This is a genomic window from Burkholderia sp. PAMC 28687 (assembly GCF_001577465.1).
Classification (GTDB): domain Bacteria; phylum Pseudomonadota; class Gammaproteobacteria; order Burkholderiales; family Burkholderiaceae; genus Caballeronia.
Genome location: NZ_CP014505.1, coordinates 68,160 through 88,302 on the forward strand (window position 1 = coordinate 68,160; position 20,143 = coordinate 88,302).

The 20,143-nt window shown below is 62.1% G+C and carries 20 protein-coding genes; 16 read left to right on the forward strand and 4 right to left on the reverse strand.

All coding sequences use genetic code 11. The features are described 5' to 3' along the window. Window positions 1–38: 38 nt before the first annotated feature. Both AX768_RS00340 and AX768_RS00345 read right to left on the reverse strand, forming a co-directional pair. Window positions 39–836: a type III pantothenate kinase gene (locus tag AX768_RS00340; protein ID WP_061998303.1), complete on the reverse strand. Its 798-nt coding sequence runs from the start codon at window positions 834–836 to the stop codon at window positions 39–41. Further along, the gene (locus AX768_RS00345; RefSeq protein ID WP_061998304.1) at window positions 833–1,780 is read right to left on the reverse strand and encodes a biotin--[acetyl-CoA-carboxylase] ligase; all 948 of its coding nucleotides are present in this window, start codon (window positions 1,778–1,780) and stop codon (window positions 833–835) included. Before AX768_RS00345 ends, AX768_RS00340 begins: the two co-directional genes overlap by 4 nt. A 182-nt stretch (window positions 1,781–1,962) precedes the next feature. Here AX768_RS00345 and AX768_RS00350 point away from each other — a divergent pair, with 182 nt between their 5' ends. The 9 genes from AX768_RS00350 (at window position 1,963) to AX768_RS00390 (ending at window position 10,013) form a co-directional block, all read left to right on the forward strand. Next, the gene (locus tag AX768_RS00350) at window positions 1,963–3,096 is read left to right on the forward strand and encodes an MlaE family ABC transporter permease (protein WP_061998305.1); all 1,134 of its coding nucleotides are present in this window, start codon (window positions 1,963–1,965) and stop codon (window positions 3,094–3,096) included. Beyond that, entirely contained in the window at window positions 3,096–3,974 is an 879-nt protein-coding gene (locus tag AX768_RS00355; RefSeq protein ID WP_061998306.1) for an ABC transporter ATP-binding protein, read from the forward strand. The genes AX768_RS00350 and AX768_RS00355 overlap by 1 nt, the downstream gene beginning before the upstream one ends. A gap of 62 nt (window positions 3,975–4,036) precedes the next feature. Further along, the gene (locus AX768_RS00360) at window positions 4,037–4,996 is read left to right on the forward strand and encodes an MlaD family protein (protein WP_062000653.1); all 960 of its coding nucleotides are present in this window, start codon (window positions 4,037–4,039) and stop codon (window positions 4,994–4,996) included. 74 nt (window positions 4,997–5,070) lie between these two features. Beyond that, entirely contained in the window at window positions 5,071–5,730 is a 660-nt protein-coding gene (locus AX768_RS00365) for an ABC-type transport auxiliary lipoprotein family protein (RefSeq protein ID WP_061998307.1), read from the forward strand. A 46-nt stretch (window positions 5,731–5,776) separates the two neighbouring features. Next, complete coding sequence (locus AX768_RS00370; RefSeq protein WP_062000654.1) at window positions 5,777–6,943, forward strand: VanZ family protein; 1,167 nt, start codon at window positions 5,777–5,779, stop codon at window positions 6,941–6,943. 56 nt (window positions 6,944–6,999) lie between these two features. Beyond that, a complete protein-coding gene (locus AX768_RS00375; protein ID WP_061998308.1) occupies window positions 7,000–7,332 on the forward strand; it encodes a (2Fe-2S) ferredoxin domain-containing protein in 333 nt (110 codons plus the stop codon). Window positions 7,333–7,341: 9 nt separating this feature from the next. Then, window positions 7,342–7,974, forward strand: coding sequence for an alpha/beta hydrolase (locus tag AX768_RS00380; protein WP_061998309.1), 633 nt, complete (start codon window positions 7,342–7,344; stop codon window positions 7,972–7,974). Between the two features lie 432 nt (window positions 7,975–8,406). After that, window positions 8,407–9,633: a D-alanyl-D-alanine carboxypeptidase family protein gene (locus AX768_RS00385; protein WP_061998310.1), complete on the forward strand. Its 1,227-nt coding sequence runs from the start codon at window positions 8,407–8,409 to the stop codon at window positions 9,631–9,633. Window positions 9,634–9,740: 107 nt separating this feature from the next. After that, window positions 9,741–10,013, forward strand: a complete 273-nt coding sequence (locus AX768_RS00390; protein WP_062000655.1) for a DUF493 family protein — start codon at window positions 9,741–9,743, stop codon at window positions 10,011–10,013. On the opposite strand, the gene AX768_RS00395 is transcribed toward AX768_RS00390, so the two are convergent. Then, window positions 9,997–10,986 (reverse strand): transcriptional regulator GcvA, encoded by a 990-nt coding sequence (locus tag AX768_RS00395; protein ID WP_062000656.1) that lies wholly within the window; start codon window positions 10,984–10,986, stop codon window positions 9,997–9,999. The genes AX768_RS00390 and AX768_RS00395 overlap by 17 nt on opposite strands. 125 nt (window positions 10,987–11,111) lie before the next feature. Between AX768_RS00395 and AX768_RS00400 the strand changes: the two genes are divergently transcribed. From AX768_RS00400 to AX768_RS00425, 6 genes are all read left to right on the forward strand, one after another. Beyond that, entirely contained in the window at window positions 11,112–11,438 is a 327-nt protein-coding gene (locus AX768_RS00400; protein ID WP_061998311.1) for a DUF2917 domain-containing protein, read from the forward strand. An 83-nt stretch (window positions 11,439–11,521) separates the two neighbouring features. Continuing rightward, complete coding sequence (gene lipB, locus AX768_RS00405) at window positions 11,522–12,295, forward strand: lipoyl(octanoyl) transferase LipB (RefSeq protein ID WP_061998312.1); 774 nt, start codon at window positions 11,522–11,524, stop codon at window positions 12,293–12,295. Next, window positions 12,292–13,293 (forward strand): lipoyl synthase, encoded by a 1,002-nt coding sequence (gene lipA, locus AX768_RS00410; RefSeq protein ID WP_061998313.1) that lies wholly within the window; start codon window positions 12,292–12,294, stop codon window positions 13,291–13,293. The genes lipB and lipA overlap by 4 nt, the downstream gene beginning before the upstream one ends. Before the next feature lie 448 nt (window positions 13,294–13,741). Next, window positions 13,742–15,049, forward strand: a complete 1,308-nt coding sequence (locus AX768_RS00415) for a dicarboxylate/amino acid:cation symporter (RefSeq protein ID WP_061998314.1) — start codon at window positions 13,742–13,744, stop codon at window positions 15,047–15,049. A 46-nt stretch (window positions 15,050–15,095) separates the two neighbouring features. After that, window positions 15,096–17,114 carry a sensor histidine kinase gene (locus AX768_RS00420; RefSeq protein WP_082778705.1) on the forward strand — a complete coding sequence of 673 codons (2,019 nt, stop codon included), beginning with the start codon at window positions 15,096–15,098 and terminating at the stop codon, window positions 17,112–17,114. 47 nt (window positions 17,115–17,161) lie between these two features. Continuing rightward, window positions 17,162–18,502: a sigma-54-dependent transcriptional regulator gene (locus AX768_RS00425; protein ID WP_061998315.1), complete on the forward strand. Its 1,341-nt coding sequence runs from the start codon at window positions 17,162–17,164 to the stop codon at window positions 18,500–18,502. 69 nt (window positions 18,503–18,571) lie between these two features. Here the strand turns inward: AX768_RS00425 and AX768_RS00430 are convergent, their stop codons facing one another. Next, window positions 18,572–19,108: a TlpA disulfide reductase family protein gene (locus AX768_RS00430; RefSeq protein ID WP_061998316.1), complete on the reverse strand. Its 537-nt coding sequence runs from the start codon at window positions 19,106–19,108 to the stop codon at window positions 18,572–18,574. A 208-nt stretch (window positions 19,109–19,316) separates the two neighbouring features. Here AX768_RS00430 and AX768_RS00435 point away from each other — a divergent pair, with 208 nt between their 5' ends. Further along, window positions 19,317–19,838, forward strand: coding sequence for a hypothetical protein (locus tag AX768_RS00435; RefSeq protein WP_061998317.1), 522 nt, complete (start codon window positions 19,317–19,319; stop codon window positions 19,836–19,838). Window positions 19,839–20,143: the final 305 nt, after the last annotated feature.

Sequence of the window (20,143 nt, forward strand, 5' to 3'; positions counted from 1 at the left end):
CGCTCCATCAATGAGTTGATCAATCGGGTTCAATTGGTTCATTCGAGTGTTCGGGTCACTGCAGAAGGTGCAGCGTTCTCGCGCGCGATCAACGCGAGTCCGGCGAGCACCAGCGAGTCGTGACGAGTATGCGGCACCTTTGACGCGCCCGCTACTTCACTGGCCGCGCCGCCGCTCAGAATCAGGCGGAAATCGCCGTTCCATTGCGCGCGCAGATCTTGCCACGCACGCTCTATCAAGCCGGCCTGCGCCAGCAAACATCCTGTCGATAAAGCCGCGCGCGTGTCAGTTGCAAAAACGCTTGCGGACGACGCGAGCGCGTCGCGGGCTGTATCGGGCTGGAGAGTGGGCAACTGCGCCGTGTGGCTGCCGAGCGATTGCATCATCAACTGCCAGCCGGGCGCAATCAGGCCGCCGGTGAAGGTGCCATCGGCGAGCAGCGCTTCGAGCGTCGTCGCCGTGCCGAAGGTTGCGATCAGCAGGTTTTCGCCGGGATACGCGGCGTGCGCGCCGATCATGCCGCACCAGCGGTCGCTGCCAAGCGATGACGGTTCCGAATAGCTGTTCGTCACGTCCAGTTGTTTCGCCTGAGCGCGCACGAATGTGTACGGCAAGCCTGGCCAGCGTTGCTCGATCTGACGGGCAATACGCTCGTGCACGGCCGCCCCGGCGACGTTCGATATCCACACGCTTCCCGGTTTCATATCGTGCGGCCATTCCAGTGGGTCAGCGTGTTCGAAGGCGCCGTCGCGCAGGCTTTCGCCTGCGGTCGTCAGGATCGACCACTTGATCCGGCTATTGCCGGCATCGATGAGCAAAAACGGCGCTTCACTCACGGACGTTGCTCCGCGAGCCGTAACGAGACGTCGCCGTTGCTGGCGGTTCTGAGGCCAGTCGCGGTATCGATTTGCAACTGGCCGTTATCGTCGATACCCACCGCCAGACCGCGCGCTACTTCCACGCCTTGCTCCAGCAACACGACCTCGCGCCCCGCATACGCGTGCGCCGCGAGCCATTGCTGGCGAAACGGGCGAAAGCCGTCGGCGCCGAACCGCGCGAGCGTGGCGTCGAGCGCGTTCAGCACGGCGGCTAGGGTATCGGTGAGATTCGCGTCGCTCCAGGCCCGCGACAACGACGCCGGCGTGTTCCCCGGCGTGGGCAGCGCGTTGCGGCGCTGGGCCTCATTGAGTTCCGCCGCCAGTTGCGCCGCGCCGTGCAGGTTGATGCCAATTCCGATCACCACGGCGCTCGCCCGCGGCGTGCTCCACGCGGTTTCGATAAGGATGCCGGCGAGCTTGCCGTCGTCGAGCAATATGTCGTTCGGCCATTTCAAGGCGAGTCTCGCCGATGCCGACAGCGGCAACGTGTTCAGCGCCTCGAGCACGGCGGTGCCGACCGCGAGACTCAACCCCGCGAGCCCTTCCAGCGGCCGTGGCAACACACATCCGACCGAGAACGTCAGCGCGTTGCCCGGCTGCGCAATCCACGCGCGCCCGCGCCGTCCGCGCCCGGCGGTCTGCAAGTACGCGACGCGCACGAACGGGCCGCCATCAGCCGCCTTCAGCGTGGAACGTGCCGAGAACGAGTCCGGCGCCGACGCCGACGTCCTGTTGCGCGGCTGCGCCTTGAGCTGCGCCATCAGGTCGGCGTTCGTGGAGCCCGTTTCATCGACGATCTCGATTGACCAGTCGCGCACCGGCCGCGCGGCCAGCGACATGAGCCGCTCGCTGTCGATACGCCAGGCGGCATCGAGAGGAAAAGACGAATTGGATGAGTTCATATGCGCATTGTAGCGATGTGCCGGACCCGGGCGTGGCGCCGGAACCCTTCGCGACGGTTGATGCATGGGCCGGAGCGCGGAAAACCCGGCCGAATGGCCAACGCTGTCACCTTTCGCGAGATTCCGGAATAGCTTCGCTACAATGAGTGCTCCCTGAAACCTACTCCGAGCGTTTTAGAGCCTTGAACTTCGACACTCCGCCAGGCCTCAAGGTCGAGGCCGGCCAGCAGGGCAAGGTTGTCCGGCTTTCCGGCCAGTGGACGGCGCTTGCACTGGCGCGCGATCATGCGACCACCAAGCGCGGTGTGGTGGAACGGCTGCGCGGCGTGGGCCAGGAAGCAATCAAGCACTGGGACCTGCTGCCCGTCGAACGGCTCGATCACGTGGGCGGCCAGGCGCTCTGGCGCGTGTGGGGCAGGAAGCTGCCGGAGCAGGTTTCACTCTCCGACACGCAGAAAGAAATCTTCGAGCGCGTCGCATTGCTCGACGCCAATCGCGACGAGCCCGAGGTGGTGGATCGAATCGACCCCATCACGCGCTTCGGGCTGATCCTGTTCTCGTTCTTCGAGCATTTGTACGGCGGCCTGGCGCTGTTCGGCGGCTTCGTGCTGGACCTGATCGGACTGGTGCGTCGGCCGAAACGGATTCCGTGGACGGAGATATCCGCGAATATCTATAGCGCCGGCACGCAGGCGCTCGGCATCACGGCGCTGGTCGCATTTTTGATCGGGATCGTACTGAGCTATTTGTCCGCGCAACAATTGCGCATGTTCGGCGCGAACCAGTACATCGTGAATATTCTCGGGTTGTCGGTGATCCGAGAACTGGGGCCGGTGCTCTCGGCCATCCTGGTCGCCGGGCGTTCAGGGTCCGCGATCACCGCGCAAATCGGCGTGATGCGCGTGACGGAAGAACTCGACGCCATGCAGGTCATGGGCATTCCGCACGGCTTGCGCATCGTGCTGCCGCGTGTGCTGGCGCTCGGTATTGCCATGCCGTTGCTGGTGATGTGGACCAACATGGTCTCGCTGCTCGGCGGCGCGCTGGCCGCGAAGCTGGTGTTGGGTATCGATTTGTCGTTTTTTGCGCGGTCGCTGCCGTCGGTCGTGCCTATCGCGAATTTGTGGATCGGGCTCGGCAAGGGCGTGGTGTTCGGCATGCTGATCGCGCTGGCCGCGTGTCATTTCGGCTTTCGCATCAAGGCGAACTCGCAAAGCTTGGGCGAGGGGACCACGACCTCGGTGGTGTCGTCCATCACCATCGTGATCCTGGCGGACGCCGTCTTCGCGATCCTTTTCCAACGGGTGGGAATCTGATGTCGGCAACGCTCGCCTCGGCCGTTCGCCATAAGCCGACTCCGGTGACGGCGGAGCCTGTCATCGAAGTCGTCGATGTAACCAAGCGCTACGGCAGCACGGTGATTCACGAGCACCTGAACCTCGAAGTGCGGCGCGGCGAGATTCTCGCGCTGCTCGGCGGTTCGGGTTCCGGCAAGACCACGCTTGTGCGGCAGATGCTCGGACTCGAGTCGCCCACGAGCGGCACCGTCCGCGTGCTCGGCGAAGAATGGGCCAAGATGAACGAAGAAACCGCGCGGATGCTGCGCACGCGCTCCGGCATGATGTTCCAGCAGGGCGCGCTGTTTTCTTCTCTGTCGGTGTACGACAACATTGCCCAGCCGTTTCGCGAACTTGGCAAGATCCCGGAAGACCTGATCCGCGAGTTCGTCATGCTCAAGCTCGAAATGGTCGGCCTTTCGTGCAAGAACATGAGCAAGATGCCGTCGGCGTTATCGGGCGGGATGGTCAAGCGCGTGGGTATTGCGCGGGCGATCGCGCTCGAACCCGAACTGCTTTTCCTCGATGAACCCACGGCCGGGCTCGACCCGAAGGCATCGGACGAATTTGTCGATTTGATTGCTACGCTGCATCGCGCGTTGGGTTTGACCGTGGTTCTCGTCACGCACGACCTGGACACCATGGTCGCGCTTTCCACGCGCGTGGCGGTGCTCGCCGATCGGCGGGTGCTGGTCGCCGCGCCTGTGGAAGAGGCGGTCGCGGTCGATCACCCGTTTATCCGCGAGTATTTTCTCGGGCGGCGCGGCAGGCGCGCGTTGCAGGCGCTTCCGCCCGAACGCCGCAAAAGGTTGCCGGCGGTCGCGCTCGAAGATGCGCCGTGCGGCCCCACGCTCTAGGCGTTCTCATGAGCGGCTTCGTTTTGCGCTCAGGCAGTAAGCAGTAACAAAGGAACCTGTTGATGGAAAACAAATCCCATGCGTTCTTGGCCGGTCTGTTCACTATCGGACTGATGGTCGCTATTGGCGTTGCGGTGTTCTTCTTCAACGTCGACCGCACGGTGCGCGTGCCGTATGACCTGGTCGCGCGGACCAACGTGACGGGCCTCTATACCGACGCCGACGTGCGTTATCGCGGCCTCGGCGTCGGCAAGGTGCAGTCCATCAAGTTCGACCCGGGCCATCCCGGTCAGATCCGGATTCGCATCATGGTCGATAAAACCGCGCCGATCACGCAATCCACGTTCGCCACGCTTGGGTTCCAGGGCGTAACGGGCATTGCGTTCGTGCAACTCGACGACACGGGCAAGGACCCGGCGCCGTTGACGTCATCGTCGACCCAGGTCGCTTCGCTGCCGCTGCGTCCCGGTTTGTTCGATCAATTGCAGCAACGTGGCGACATCCTGATCAAAAAGTTTGAACGCATCGCCGACGACGCAGACAGATTCCTGTCCGACGACATGCGCGACCAGGTCATGCAGACAACGAAGAGCCTGCAGGGCGCGGCCGACGGCATCGCCATGTTGAGCAAGCAAGTCGGGCCGGTGGCGGAACAGTTGCCGCGCACGCTGCATCAGCTCGACCGCACGCTCGCTTCCACGAACGCGCTGGCGAACAACCTGAGCCGTGCGGACGGTCCGTTTGTCACGAACCTGAACAAGGCGGGCGACGCGGCAGAACGCGCCGGCCGCGTATTGAACGAAGTGAACGAGTCGTTACAGGAGATGTCGGCGCGAGTCGGTTATGAAACCTTGCCACGCGTGAATTCGCTGGCCGATGACGTGGGCAGCGCGGCGCGTTCTGTGGATCGCGCGGCTGACACGTTCAACCGGAACCCGCGCAGCGTGCTGTTCGGCGCGCCGCAGCCCGAGCCGGGCCCGGGCGAGCCGGGTTTCAAATGGCCGGTGGCGCCGTCGAAATAATCTGTTCGTCCGCTGCCGCCGTAGCTTCAGATGGCAGCAGTCGGACCTTTCGATAAATCAATCAGGAAACTGAGATGCCACACACGATCTTGCAGGCGAAGCGCTTGGTAAAGCGCGCTGTGCGCCCGCTGCCGCGAGCGCGCTCCGGTTTTATTGTTTTTTCCCTGGCTGCAGTGCTAGCCGGTTGCGCTTCGGGACCGCCGGCGGCGGTATCGAATATTCGATACGACCTTGGCGACCCTGCGCCGCTCGGCAACACCATGCCCATGCCGCCGGTAAAGGTGCTGGCAGTGAGCGCATCCAAGAACCTGGATACGGATGCGTTTTTATATCGCTTGAAATACGCCGATGCACAGCGCATCGGGCGTTATTCGGACAGTCACTGGACCATGTCGCCTGCCGACCTGCTGACGCAGCGTTTGCGCGTCGCGCTGGCGTCACGTGGTCCCGTGCTGACCGGCTCCGACCCGGTGCGCGCGCCCATGCTGCAGGTCGATCTGACGGACTTCGAACAAGTATTCGATGCCCCCGAAAAGAGCCACGGCGAAGTATCGGCGCGGGTGACGTTGTCGCAGCACGGGCAGGTGGTCAGCCAGCGCACGTTCATTGCGCGCGCCCCTTCCTATACGCCCGATGCCGCCGGCGGCGCACGGGCGCTTGCCGCCGCGTCCGACGACCTGATTGCGCAAATGGCCGCCTGGCTTGGCGTGCAGCCGCTGGTTGCATCGCAGTGACAGCGAGGGCGAACCACGCAGCGCCGCGCGCTTCAAGGCGGCCTGCATGATCGTCAAGCACTGGCAACGCCGGCCATCGGCGTTGTCGCGGCAAGCGCTCGCCGTTTATACGCTGCTGATCGTCTATGGATCGCTGTATCCGTTTTCCGGCTGGCGGTCGCTCGGCATCGGCCCGTTCGCCTATCTCACCGATCCGCTGCCGCAATATCTCACCGCGTTCGATGTGATCACGAACGTGCTCGGCTATATGCCGTTCGGCGCGCTGGCCGTGCTGGCGCTCTATCCACGATACCGCGGCGTGCTCGCGGCTGGCGTTGCGTTCATTGGCGGGGCGATGTTGTCGGGCGCCATGGAAGCCGTGCAGACGTATTTGCCGACGCGGGTGTCATCGAACCTGGATCTGGCGGCGAATGCGCTGGGCGCGCTGCTCGGCGCCGCGCTGACCGCGCCGGCCACGAGCATGCTGCTTGACCGTGGCGCGCTGCGGCGCCTGCGCTTCATGTGGTTCGAGCGTGACGCGGCGTACATGCTGGGGTTATCGGCGCTCTGGCCTTTCGCCACGATGTACCCCGCACCGTTCCTGTTCGCCGTCGGCAATTTGCCGCGCCTGCTGTGGCAGCAACTCGACCCTGTGATGCAGGAGGCGCTGCTTTCATGGATACCGGTAGCGTGGAACGTAACAGCATGGCCGATGCGTCTTGGCGATCGCCTTCCCGATGACACCTGGGAAATGGTCATCACATCACTCAACTTGTTTGCGGCGCTCGTGCTGACCACGTTGCCCATGCGAGCCCGCGCACCGCGCGTGCGTCTTTTACTCGGGCTCGTGATTGCAACGCTGTGCGCGAAAGCTGGCGCGACCTTCCTGCAATCGCGCTCGGGGCTGACCTTCGACTGGGCCACCGACGGCGCCGTGTACGGCATCGCGACCGGCACGGCGGCGGGGCTGCTGTCCCTGAAATGCTCCCGGCCATGGCGCGCGACGCTCGCCGGCATTGCGTTGATCGTGGCGCTCGTGCTGGTCAATCTGCTGCCGGTGAATCCTTACTTCGATATCGTCGTGGCCGACTGGCGCCAGGGACGTTATCTGCATTTCAACGGTCTCGCGCACTGGCTCGCGTGGGTGTGGCCATATGCCGCACTGGGGTGGCTGGCATCCACGGCGGAGCGCGCATTCCTGGCGTGGCGGCGTGGCGGTGGCGTGAAAAGCTGACCCGGGTGACGGTCGTTATAATCGAATCAACCCCCACAAAATCCCCGGCCAAGCTCATGGACCCTTTCTACAAGTATCACGTGTTCTTCTGCCTCAACGAACGCGCGCCCGACGCCCCGCGCCCAAGCTGCGCGAATTGCGGCGCCCAGGCCATGCAGGAGTACGCGAAGAAACGCGTGAAGAAACTCGGCCTCGCGGGCGACGGCAAAGTGCGCATCAACAAGGCGGGCTGCCTCGAACGATGCGAGCTCGGACCCGTGATCGTCGTATATCCGGAGGGCACCTGGTACACCTACGTGGATGAAACGGATATCGATGAAATCGTCGATTCGCATCTGGTGAACGGCAAGATCGTGGAGCGTTTGCTCATCGATCAGCCGGCGGCCTGAGGTTCAGGGATGAATGTACAGACCGAGAAGTTCCTGATCGATGGCCCCGCAGGCAAGATCGAAGTCGCGCTGGATCGTCCGGCCGACGGCACCCCCTCGCGCGGCATTGCGCTCGTGGCGCACCCGCATCCGCTTTACGGGGGCACCATGGACAACAAGGTCGCGCAGACGCTCGCACGCACGATGGTCCAGCTTGGTTACATAACGTATCGGTCGAATTTTCGCGGCGTGGGACAAACGGCAGGCGAACACGACAACGGCACGGGCGAGCGCGACGATCTGCTGGCGGTGGTCGCGCATATGCGTGCGCAACCGGGCCAGGCCGATGTCCCGCTCGTGCTTGCCGGGTTCTCGTTCGGCACCTTCGTGCTCTCGCATGTGGCGAAGCAGTTGCGCGAATCAGGCGAGGCGATCGAGCGCATGGTCATGGTCGGCACGGCGGCGAGCAACTGGCCGGTCGCCGAGGTGCCGGACAACACGCTCGTGATCCACGGCGAAGTCGACGATACCGTTCCGATCACCTCGGTCTATGAATGGGCGCGCCCGCAGGAATTGCCCGTAGTCGTGATCCCGGGCGGCGAGCATTTCTTCCATAGAAAGCTGCATGTGCTGAAGAAGATCATCGTCGACGCTTGGCGTTGAGGCTTACGCAAGAACAACGCTACTATCTGCAGGATCAACGCGCGGCGCCAGGGCTTTCAAAGGCTTTGCGCCGCGTTCGTTTTTACACTCGCTTTCACGAATCCCCGGCAAATCAAGCCACTTCCACGGCAAAAGCAACATTGCGCACGCGTATAATGGCGCAGACTTTTGCCCGGCCGACTATTCGGCCGCCGCTTGGCCGCAGCGCATGCAGCACGCGATTCACCGCTCGATTCAACGGTCGCGTTCAGTCCATGTGCCGCTCGAGTATCGAAGCGCGCGGAGGTCGGTCCGAACGAATCTTCGCGCCCTGCGTCGAAGCACAGCGCTCCGCCGGACTGACCCTCCGCCTGTACAACCCGCGAGTCGCGTCTTTTCTCGGACATCCGGAAAACGCCGACTCGCCGATGCCTTTTCTGCCGATCCGAACCTATGCGCTTTTCCCCTTCCGGCCTGCCCTTCGTTGCTCCCTCTTTCGTTCATCGTGCCGTTGCTGCCGCTATCGTCCTGCCGGCGACGCTCGTCGCGGCGAGCGTTTTCGCGCCGAGCGCGTTTGCCCAGGTTCCGCCACCCGATGTAACGGCCCGCTCGTGGGTTCTCGTCGATGCGACCAGCAACCAGGTGCTCGCGTCCGGCAACCCGAATGAACGCTCGGAACCGGCGTCGCTGACCAAGCTGATGACCGCGTATCTCGTTTTCGACGCGCTCAAGTCGAAGAAGATCAACATGGACCAGACCGTCATGCCGAGCGAGGCCGTGCGCCGCGTGGGCACGGACGAGTCGCGCATGTTCATCGAGGCGAACAAGCCGGTGACCGTGCATGATCTCGTGTACGGCATGATCATCCAGTCGGGCAACGACGCGGCCATTGCACTGGCTGAGCTGGTGGGCGGAAGCGAAGGCAATTTCGTCACGCTGATGAACGCGGCGGCCAAGCAGATTGGTATGAAAAATACCCATTTCGCCGATGTCAACGGCATGCCCGACCCGAATCACTACACCACGGCAGGCGACCTGGCCGTGCTGTCCACGCGCCTGATCCGCGATTTCCCCGAGTACTACGCCATTTTCTCGGTGAAGGATTTCACCTATAACAAGATCAAGCAGCCGAACCGCAACCGCCTGCTTTGGATCGATTCGACGGTGGATGGCCTGAAGACCGGCCACACCAAGGCAGCAGGTTATTGCCTGATCGCGAGCGCGAAGCGTCCGCTGGAAGGCGTGCCTGACGCGAGCCGCCGGCTGGTCGCCGTGATGATGGGCGAGCCGAAAGAGCACAACCGCGTGCAGGACAGCCTGAAGATGCTGAACTACGGCTACACCGCTTATGACGCGGTGCGCCTCTACAAGGCGGGCCAGGTGATCGATTCGCCGCGCGTCTACAAGGGCACGGAAAACGCGCTCAAGGCCGGCGTGGAAACCGATCAGTACATTACCGTTCCGAAGGGCATGGGCGAGAAGGTCAAGCCCACGGTCACGCATAACGACACCATCGTCGCGCCGATCAAGAAGGGCCAGCAGGTCGGCACCGTCAAGATGATGGCCGACGGCAAGGAAGTCGCCCAATTCCCGCTGGTCGCGCTTCAGGATGTGCCGCAAGCCGGTTTTGTCGGCCGGACGTGGGATTCGCTGCTGATGATGTGGCAGAAGAAGAAATAAGGAAGAAGCAAGCAACATCGGGCAAGTTGGAATCGGCCGATCCGGCTCTATCTATGTCTGCTGTGAGACGCCCGGACAGCCCGGGCGTCCGTTAGATGGAGAACACCATGAGCTCACCCGATATCGACGCCCTGTTCGATTTCCCCTGCGATTTCCCGATCAAGGTGATGGGCGCGACGCATCCGGAATTCCGCGATGCCGTCGTCACCGTGATCCGCGAATTCGACGACCACTTTGACATCGAGCGCATTGAAACGCGTCCGTCGTCGGGCGGTAAATACACCGGTCTGACGCTCACCGTTCGCGCGCAGAGCCGCGCGCATCTGGACGATATCTATCGTGCGCTGACCGGTCACCCAATGGTCAAAGTGGTGCTTTAAGTACCTGCAGCGACGGTGCCCCTGGCGGCCCGGGCGTGCGCGCAGGCCCGTCGCACACGGCCGGCGTGCGCTCGTAAAGCTGCTTGAACTGCATGATCTCGTCCAGCAGCCACGCGCGAAACGTCTGCACGCGCTGCGTCCCGAGCAGCGCCGGCGGACACACAAAGTAGTAATTCCACGGGCTCGGCCCATCAATGTTGAATAGCCTCACAAGCCGTCCTGCCACGATTTCATGCATGGCGAGCGACCGGCGCACGAGCGCGATCCCTTGGCCCTGAATGGCCGCCTGCAGCAAATTCGACGAGTCTTCGTATAAGACGCCGCGCTTGGGTTCGGGCAGGTCCACGAGCCCGGCTGCGTCGAACCAGGGGCGCCAGAGTTCATCGTGGGAACGCAGCAAGGGCGCGTCGGCCATATCGGCGGGCGTGCGAGGCAGCTTGCCGCCGCGGAAGTTCGGCGAACAGGCAGGGAAAAACACTTCATCGAGCAGTTCTTCGGAATGCAGCCCCGCGTATTTCCCGGTGCTCGCGAAGCGAATGGCGACATCGACGTCTTCGCGCGTGAAATCGGTCAGTTCGTTCGTCGAGAGCAGTTCGAGATTGATTTCCGGATGCTCTTCGATAAACCCGCCAATTCGCGGCGTCACCCAGCGCGCGGAAAACGACGACAGCATCGATACCACCAGCCGCCGGTCGCGATCCCCTGCGCGTACCCGCCGCGTAGCTTCGGCGAGCGTGGCGAGGGTCGTACGGACTTCCGCGGCGTATTGCCGCCCGATATCCGACAGCCGCACGCGCTTGCCATCGCGAACGAAGAGCGTGACGCCAAGATCTGCCTCGAGCGCCCGAATTTGATGGCTCACGGCGCCGTGGGTGACGAAGAGTTCGTCGGCGGCGCGCGAGAAGCTTTCGTGTCGCGCGGCGGCTTCGAAGGCGCGCAACGCATTGAGAGCGGGGAGTTGGCGTAGGTCCACGGTCATCGGCTGGAATGTGTGTATGTGTGAATATATCTCACATACAGACGAAAATTGCTCGTTTTGCTTAAAGCCATGCTGAGTCTATCTTCTACTCATCAACACGATTTTTGGCGGAGGCTGTCATGCGAGAAATATCCACAAGCATCACGTTCGAAATAGCCGATGGCGAAACGGTGCCGATGCGTATTGGCAACAGCGTCAAGCTGTCGGTTCTAGGCGCGCCGGTATGGGCCACGCGCAGCAACGATACCGAAGACTACTGGCTCGTCCCCGGCGATTCCCTGAAGCTGCGCCAGCACGAGCGGCTTTGGCTGAGCACGGAAGCCGGCGGCACGGCGCAAGTCGTTTTCACGCTGGCGCGGCGACCAGACCAACGTGCGATCGGCTGGCTGGCGCGTGGCTTCGATCGGCTTGCCGAGCGTTTCCGGTCGGGCTGGCGGACGGTTTGAACCAGCTTTCGACGCATCCGGGCGATCATGCGTTGATTCGTCCTCCGGCGAGGGCGGCGGGATTTCGGTAAACTAACGGAATCATGTCCGCCACGCCGGTAACAACTCCCCCCTCCGCTGTCCTTGATCGCGCTCCAGGCGCTTCAACGCCCAAGGTCAACGTTCATTGGCGTGGCGTGCAGCCATACCCAGAAAGCTTCGACGCCATGCGCGCGTTCACGGAAGCCCGCACGCCGGACACAGCCGATGAAATCTGGCTCGTCGAGCATCCGCCGGTTTTCACGCTCGGGCTGGCTGGTGACCCCGCACACCTGCTGCATCCGAATAGCGCTATCCCCCTTGTAAAAGTCGATCGCGGCGGCCAGATCACGTATCACGGGCCGGGGCAGGTCGTGGCGTATCTCATGCTCGACCTGCGCCGGCGCAAGCTGATGGTTCGTGAACTCGTGCAGCGGATCGAGCAGGGCGTGATCGAAACTCTTGCATCGTATAATCTCGAAACGGAACGCAAAGCGGGCGCGCCCGGCATCTACGTCAGCGAGACGCCCGTTCAGCATTCTCATGCGGGCGCGAAGATCGCCGCGCTTGGCCTGAAAATCCGCAACGGCTGCAGTTATCACGGCGTGAGCCTCAACGTGAAGATGGACCTGCAGCCGTTCCTTGCGATCAATCCTTGCGGTTACGCGGGACTCGAAACCGTCGATATGGCCACGCTCGGCGTGCTGGCCGACTGGCACGACGTGGCTCAAACGCTGGCTGACAACCTTACTCACCACATCGGCGGACAACGCGCTCCCGCCGCCCAACCGCAGAACGGCGTGATTCACGCGAGCCGTCTGAATGGACCGACCGAATGACTGACGTAACCGGAAACATCGCAACCCATGGCACGACGCCCGCCGTTCCCTACGACGCCACCGCCAAGCAAAAGGCGCAGGCGAAAACGGCGCGCATCCCGATCAAGATCATTCCCATCGAAAAGCTGAAGAAGCCGGAATGGATCCGCGTTAAAGCCGCGACGGGCAGTTCACGTTTCACCGAGATCAAGCAGATCCTGCGCGAGCACAACCTGCATACGGTGTGCGAAGAAGCGAGCTGCCCGAACATTGGCGAGTGCTTCGGCAAGGGCACGGCCACGTTCATGATCATGGGCGACAAATGCACGCGCCGCTGCCCGTTCTGCGACGTGGGCCACGGCCGTCCCGATCCGCTCGATGCCGACGAACCGCTGAATCTGGCGAAGACCATCGGTGCGTTGAAGCTGAAGTACGTGGTGATCACGAGCGTGGATCGCGACGATCTGCGCGACGGCGGCGCCGCGCATTTCGTGGAATGTATCCGTCAGGTGCGTGAGCATTCACCGCTGACGCGCATCGAAATCCTGACGCCGGATTTTCGCGGCCGTCTTGACCGCGCAATCGGCATCCTGACCGCCGCGCCTCCCGATGTAATGAACCACAATCTCGAAACGGTACCGCGTCTCTACAAGGAAGCGCGTCCGGGTTCGGATTACGCGCATTCGCTGAAGTTGCTGAAGGACTTCAAGGCGCTGCATCCGGAAGTGGCGACGAAGTCCGGCTTGATGGTGGGCCTCGGCGAAACGGAAGAAGAAATCCTTCAGGTGATGCGCGACCTGCGAGCACATGACGTGGACATGCTGACCATCGGCCAGTATCTGCAGCCTTCCGAGCATCATCTGCCGGTGCGCTCGTATGTTCATCCCGATACCTTCAAGATGTACGAGGAAGAAGCGTACAAGATGGGCTTCACGCACGCGGCCGTCGGCGCAATGGTGCGTTCGAGCTATCACGCGGATCAGCAAGCCCACGATGCTGGACTGGTCGGCGCGGTTTGAGATTGCTGGTTTCTCACGCGATGAAAAACCCACGGCGACGTGGGTTTTTTTATGCCAGCGCGCGTCTGTTTGCGCAGAAAACCTCAATGTCCAATGCTGCTTCCCTGAACACTCAAAACCTCGGGAAAGCCCGTAGATAAAGCGTCTCAGGGATTACCCGAATGCCGTCCGGATGATCGGAATGGGTTTTCTTGAAAATCCGGAAAGACAGATTCCGGTCGCTCCAAGGCGACGAAAACCCCTTAAAAATCAAGCGTCGACGCGTTGCAAAAACTGGCACTGACCTTGCAATACAGAAGGAAGGCCAGCAGGCCCCCAAAAAAACAAGGAGACCATTCAATGCAGCCCTGTTCACGCGAATCAACCTGATTTCTGCCGACGCCAGACGCGCATCGCCGCAGTCGGGCGCCGGCGCGTTTTTGTCTCACCCTTTCGCCATTTGCCGACCATGCCCGGAACAACTGTGACAACCGTCAAAAAACCTTTTTATAAAATCCTGTATGTGCAGGTGCTGCTGGCTATCGCCATCGGTATCGCGCTCGGGCATTACTATCCCGCGCTCGCCACCGACATGAAGCCGCTCGGCGATGCATTCATCAAGCTCATCAAAATGGTGATCGGGCCGATCATCTTCTGTACGGTCGTGACCGGAATCGCCGGCATGGAAGACATGAAGAAGGTCGGGCGCGTCGGCGGCAAGGCGCTGCTCTACTTCGAAGTCGTCTCGACGTTCGCGCTCGTGCTCGGCCTCGCCGCCACGCACATCCTGAAGCCGGGTGTGGGCTTTAACATCGATCCAGCTACGCTCGACGGCAAGGCGGTCGCTTCGTATGCTGCGAAGGCGCACGGCCAGACCACGACCGACTTCCTGCTGCACATCATTCCTGACACGATGTCCTCCGCGTTCGCGCAAGGCGAGATCCTGCAGATCCTGCTGATCGCACTCCTGTTCGGCGCGGTGCTGGCCACGGCGGGCGAGAAAGGCCGTGTCGTGACGGGGTTTATCGAAGGGCTGTCGCATATCCTGTTCGGCATCGTGCGCATCATCACGAAGCTGGCCCCGATCGGCGCGTTCGGCGCGATGGCCTTCACCATCGGCAAGTACGGCATCGGTTCGCTGATTCCCATGCTCAAGCTGATCGGCACGTTCTATCTGACGTCGGTGATCTTCGTGGTCGTGGTGCTCGGGATCATCGCAAAGCTGGTGGGCTTCAACATTCTGCGCTTCGTCGCGTACATCAAGGAAGAGATGCTGATCGTGCTGGGCACGAGCTCGTCTGAAGCTGCGTTGCCGCAACTGATGCTCAAGCTCGAAAAGCTCGGCTGCTCGCGCTCGGTGGTGGGCCTCGTGGTGCCGACCGGTTATTCGTTCAACCTCGACGGCACGAACATCTACATGACGATGGCCGTGCTCTTCATTGCACAGGCGACCAACACCGACCTTACCTGGACGCAACAACTGACGCTGCTCGCGGTGACCATGCTGACGTCGAAGGGTGCAAGCGGCGTGACCGGCGCAGGTTTCATCACGCTGGCTGCAACGCTCGCCGTGGTGCCGACCATTCCGCTGTCGGGCATGGTGCTGATTCTCGGCATCGACCGCTTCATGAGCGAATGCCGTGCGCTCACGAACATCGTGGGTAACGGCGTGGCGACGGTGGTTGTGTCGGCATGGGAAAACGAACTGGATCGCGACAAGCTGCGTGACCAGCTCAAGCACGGCGCGGTCGATACCGAAGCCGAAACGGTTTCCTGATCGGCGCTGAAGCGATTCGAACGATCGCACAAAGGAACCAACGGCAATGAAAGCGGCGAAGCATTCTCTGGCGGATGCTTCGCCGCGCGTGTTTACGGGCGCCGGGCATCCGGACGCCGGGTATCCGGGCGCCGGGCATCCGGACGCTGCGTTCGAAGCCGCGCGTGCCACAATCGGTGGATCTCACCGATTGGAGCCCGTTCACTTGACGCGGCGATTGCTGGTTTTCCTCGTGCTTCTCGCGGCGCTCTGCGGCGTGTGCGCGCTCACGTGGACTGTTGCGTGGCAGCGCGGCCTTGACGACCTGCGCCAGAACGCGGCGACGCGCGTGGATCGCACGACCGCCGAGCTGAAAAGCACACTCGACCGCTACGAATACCTGCCGTATCTGCTGTCGCGCCATCCGTTCGTCCAGGAAGTCCTCGCCGATCCAAACCCGCGTTACGCGGCCCGTGCCGATCGCTATCTCGAAGACCTGAACACGCATGCGCGGGCTACGGCGACTTACATCATCCAGGCGAACGGGCGCTGCGTGGCGGCGAGCAACTGGAATGGCCCGGACAGCTTCGTGGGCGCGGAATACCTGTTCCGCCCGTACTTCGTCGATGCCGTCAAAGGCGGCACCGGGCGCTTCTTCGGACTCGGCACCATCTCGCGCGAGCCGGGATATTTCATCTCGCAGCCGGTTTTCCGCGAGGGCTCGCACGAGATCATCGGCGTGGCGGTCGTGAAGCTGAATCTGGAATGGCTGCAGGGCGCCGATTCCTCGGAACCGCTTCTCGTCACCGATGACCACGGCGTGATCTTCCTGTCCTCCGTGCCGGAGTGGAAATATCACACGCTGCGGCCATTGCCGAAGGACATCGAGGCATCGGTTTATACGGCGCGGCAGTACGCGCAACATCCGGTGACGCCGTTGCCTATGACCATCGTGCGCACGCTGGAAGGCGGCGCGCAGATCGTGCGGGTGGGCGGCGGCCGCGACGCGCCGAGTTACCTCGCGACGCAGCGTGCGCTCGGCGAACCTGACTGGCATCTGATGACGATGGTGTCGCTCGCACCGGCCGTCGATGCTGCGCGCAGCGCGACCATTGTCACGGCGCTGGTGTTCATCTCGCTGTGTTCGGTGGCGTTTTACTGGCGCATGCGCCGTGCGCGAGTGCGCGAAATGATCCGCAGCCGCGCGCTGCTGCAGACCGCTTACGCCGAGCTCAACGAACGCGTGGCGGAGCGGACGGCGGATTTATCGCAGGCGAATGCGTTGCTGACCAGGGAAGTGAGCGAGCGCACGCGCGCCGAGCAGGACCTGCGCGCCGCGCACGACGAGCTCATCCAGGCGAGCAAACTGGCGGCTTTGGGGCAAATGGCTGCGGGCATCACGCACGAACTGAATCAGCCGCTCGCCGCGCTGCGCAGTTTTTCGGACAATACGCGGGTGTTTATCGAACGAGGGGATCATGTCGCCGCGAATGAGAACCTCGAAGCGATCGCCGCGCTCACCGAACGCATGGGCAAGATCACGAATCAACTGAAATTGTTCGTGGCGAAGGCGCGGCCGAAAAATGCGCGTACCGATGTCCGCCGCGCGCTGCGAAACGTGCTCGCCATGTTGCAGCCGCGCATGAAAAACGTGAAGGTCGCGTTCGGCGCGGATGACCAATCGGCTCTCTTTGTACGCTGCGAGGACCTGCGTCTCGAGCAGATCCTGATCAACCTGATCGGCAACGCGCTGGATGCGGTGGTGTCGTGCGACGTGCCGCGTATCGATATCGAGCTGATCACGAACCAGACGACGGTCGAAATCGTCGTGCGGGACAACGGCCCCGGCATTCCGCCCGATATCCTGCCGCGCCTGTTCGAGCCGTTTTTCACGACGAAGGAGATGGGGCACGGCCTGGGGCTCGGCCTGGCAATTTCGTCGGCAATCGCACGCGATTATGGTGGTACGTTGGTCGCGCGCAACGTCGCACCGCAAACCGAAGTCGATGGACCCGAAGGCGGCACGCAGGCCGACGCCGATCGCTCGCACGGCGCAGAATTCGCGATCACGTTGTTGCGCGCTTAAGCGCCGGCCTGGCGCTGGCCGAGAGAATCAAGCAGGAGCAGGAACCCATGACAGCAGGACTTCAAGTGATCTTCATCGAAGACGACGAACTGGTGCGGCGCGCGAGCGTGCAAAGTCTCCAGCTCGCCGGTTTCGACGTCGCCGCATTCGGCAGCGTGGAAGGCGCCGCACGGGCTATCGACGCCAGCTTTCCCGGCGTGATCGTGAGCGACATCCGTCTGCCCGGCGCAAGCGGCCTCGATCTGCTCGCGCAATGCCACGAGCGCGCGCCCGAAGTGCCGGTGATCCTCGTCACGGGCCACGGCGATATCTCGATGGCCGTCCAGGCAATGCGCGACGGCGCGTACGATTTCATCGAAAAGCCGTTTGCGTCCGAACGGCTGATCGAAGCCGTCCGTCGCGCGCTTGAACGGCGCAAGCTTGTGCTGGAAAACCGGGCGCTCAGGCGCGAACTCGCGGGACAGAGCAGCGTGGCGCCCAGGATCATCGGGCGCAGTCCCGCCATTGAACAGGTCCGCAAGCTGATCGCGAACGTGGCGCCTACCGATGCCTCCGTGCTGATCAACGGCGACACCGGCGCGGGCAAGGAACTGATCGCGCGAAGCCTGCACGATCTCTCGCCGCGTCGCGATAAACCGTTTATCGCTGTGAATTGCGGTGCGTTGCCCGAGCAGATGTTCGAATCCGAGATGTTCGGCTACGAAGCCGGCGCGTTCACCGGGGCCCAGAAAAGGCGTATCGGCAAGCTCGAACACGCGTCGGGCGGCACGCTGTTCCTGGATGAAATCGAAAGCATGCCGCTCGCGCTGCAAGTGAAACTCCTGCGCGTCCTGCAGGACGGCGTGCTGGAACGGCTCGGCTCGAACCAGCCGATTCGCGCGAACTGCCGCGTGATTGCGGCGGCCAAGGGCGACATGGAGGAACACATTGCGGCGGGGACCTTCCGGCGTGACCTGATGTATCGGCTGAACGTCGTGACGATCACGCTGCCGCCGCTCGCTGAACGCCGAGAGGATGTGGTGCCGCTCTTCGAGCATTTTCTCCTCGATGCCGCCGTGCGCTACGAGCGCGCCGCGCCGCTCCTGAGCGATCGGCAGCGTGCAGAGCTGATGCAGCGCGACTGGCCGGGGAATGTACGGGAATTGCGCAATGCGGCTGACCGGATGGTGCTGGGGATCATCGATGAAAAGGGTGTTCCTATCGATGCCGCCACGCAGTCGCTCAAGGAGCGCACGGAGCAGTTCGAGCGCGCGGTGATCGGCGAGGCGCTGGAGCAGTGCAGCGGCGTGGTGGCCGCGGCGGCTGACCGGCTGCAGTTGGGCAAGGCCACGCTCTACGAGAAGATCAAGCGGTACGGGCTTGCGGCGAAGGGTGAGGGCGAGCGCTAGGTGAGTGAAGGCAGGCCATGAACGAAAACGCCCAGCTTGGCTGGGCGTTTCTTCTGACGAAGCTCGAACTCAGGCGGCGTTCAGCGCCTTGTCGAGCAAGGCATCGAGTTCCGCGAACGTCGGTTCACCCACGTAGCGCTTCAGGATCTTGCCGTTCCTGTCCACCACGAAGGTGGTCGGCGTGAGTTGCACATTGCCGAATTGCTTGGCCGCGCTGCCGTCGTCCATTGCGACCTTGAACGGCAGGTTGCGTGTCTGCGCGTAGTTGTTCACGTACATCGGTGCGTCGTAGTTCATGGCGACGGCGACGAATTCCAGGCCGCGGCCCTTGAACCGGTTATACGTGTTGATCATCTGCGGCATCTCTTTCATGCACGTTTCGCAGCTTGTTGCCCAGAAGTTGATCAGGTAGACCTTGCCCTTCAGATCGGTCGAGGTCGAAACCTTCTGGCCCGACAAAAGCGTGAACGTGGCGTCCGGCACGCGTTGCTGGCCGCCGAACGCGAAATAGCCGGTACACGCAATCACGCCCGCCACGACCGCCATGACGATATAGCGCAGCGGGCTCTTGCTGCGCGCCGATGAAACCTGTGAATTCTCTGACATGGGAGACCTCGAGCGTGCTCGATATAAGGCAATTGCGTCGCTATGACCGGATGCTGCGCATTTTAGCCCGAATCTCAGAAAAGCGTCTCCGCTGACAAGTCCGCTCCGGTGCGGCCAACAGCGCCGTCGGTTCGGGCAGCGGATAATTATGTTTTCTCTTTTTGCTTTGCTCATGAACCGATCTTCGCGAACCGTAGTCCTCAGATCCATGATCGTGGCTTTTAGCGCTGTAGCGCTGCTCGCCTGCACGCCAGCCTACGACTGGCGCACCATTCAGAACAACGACGACGCCTACGAAGTCACGTTCCCCGCCAAACCCCGCTCGGATGCGCGGGATATAGAGATCGCCGGAAAGCCGATGCACATGAAGATGCAGACCGCCGAAGCCGGTGACGCGGTATTTGCCGTGGGAACGGTCGACTTGCCCAACGGGGACGCCGCAACGCAGCAAGCCGCGCTCGATTTTCTCCAACATGGTTTGGCGCGCAATGTGAACGCCGCTCCGGCTGCGCGCCCGGTTGAGATCGAAATTGCGGCAGGCGGCAAGCTGCCAGGATCGGAAATCGAGGTGAACGGCACACGCGATGACGGCCAGAATCGCGAGACACGCCAGATTCGCGCTCGCTTCATCGCGAAAGGAATGCACGCTTATCAACTTGCGATCGTTTCAACCAAAGCGCCTCCGGCCGAGCAGATCGATCAGTTTTTCTCGTCGTTCAAACTTTATTAAGTATTCGCAGGCATCCGTCCTTCCGCATTTACCGCCATTTCATTAGTTGAATGACGCCACGACAACGTTTCACGACGAAGAATCTGGACAAGGTTTTAAGGCTAAAACTAGGATTTATCTCGGTTTTTTGAACTATCCACAGAGGTTGTGGATAACTTTGTGGAAAACGTCGTCCGGTGAGCCGCAAGTGCCCGTCCCACACGGCTTTCCTTACTTTGCCTTCATTCGCGGCATCGAAAAAAGGTTAATCAAATCAAAGGCCTGTGCTTCATTGCCGAAACTGGGGTTTGATCTGATCTTAGGGA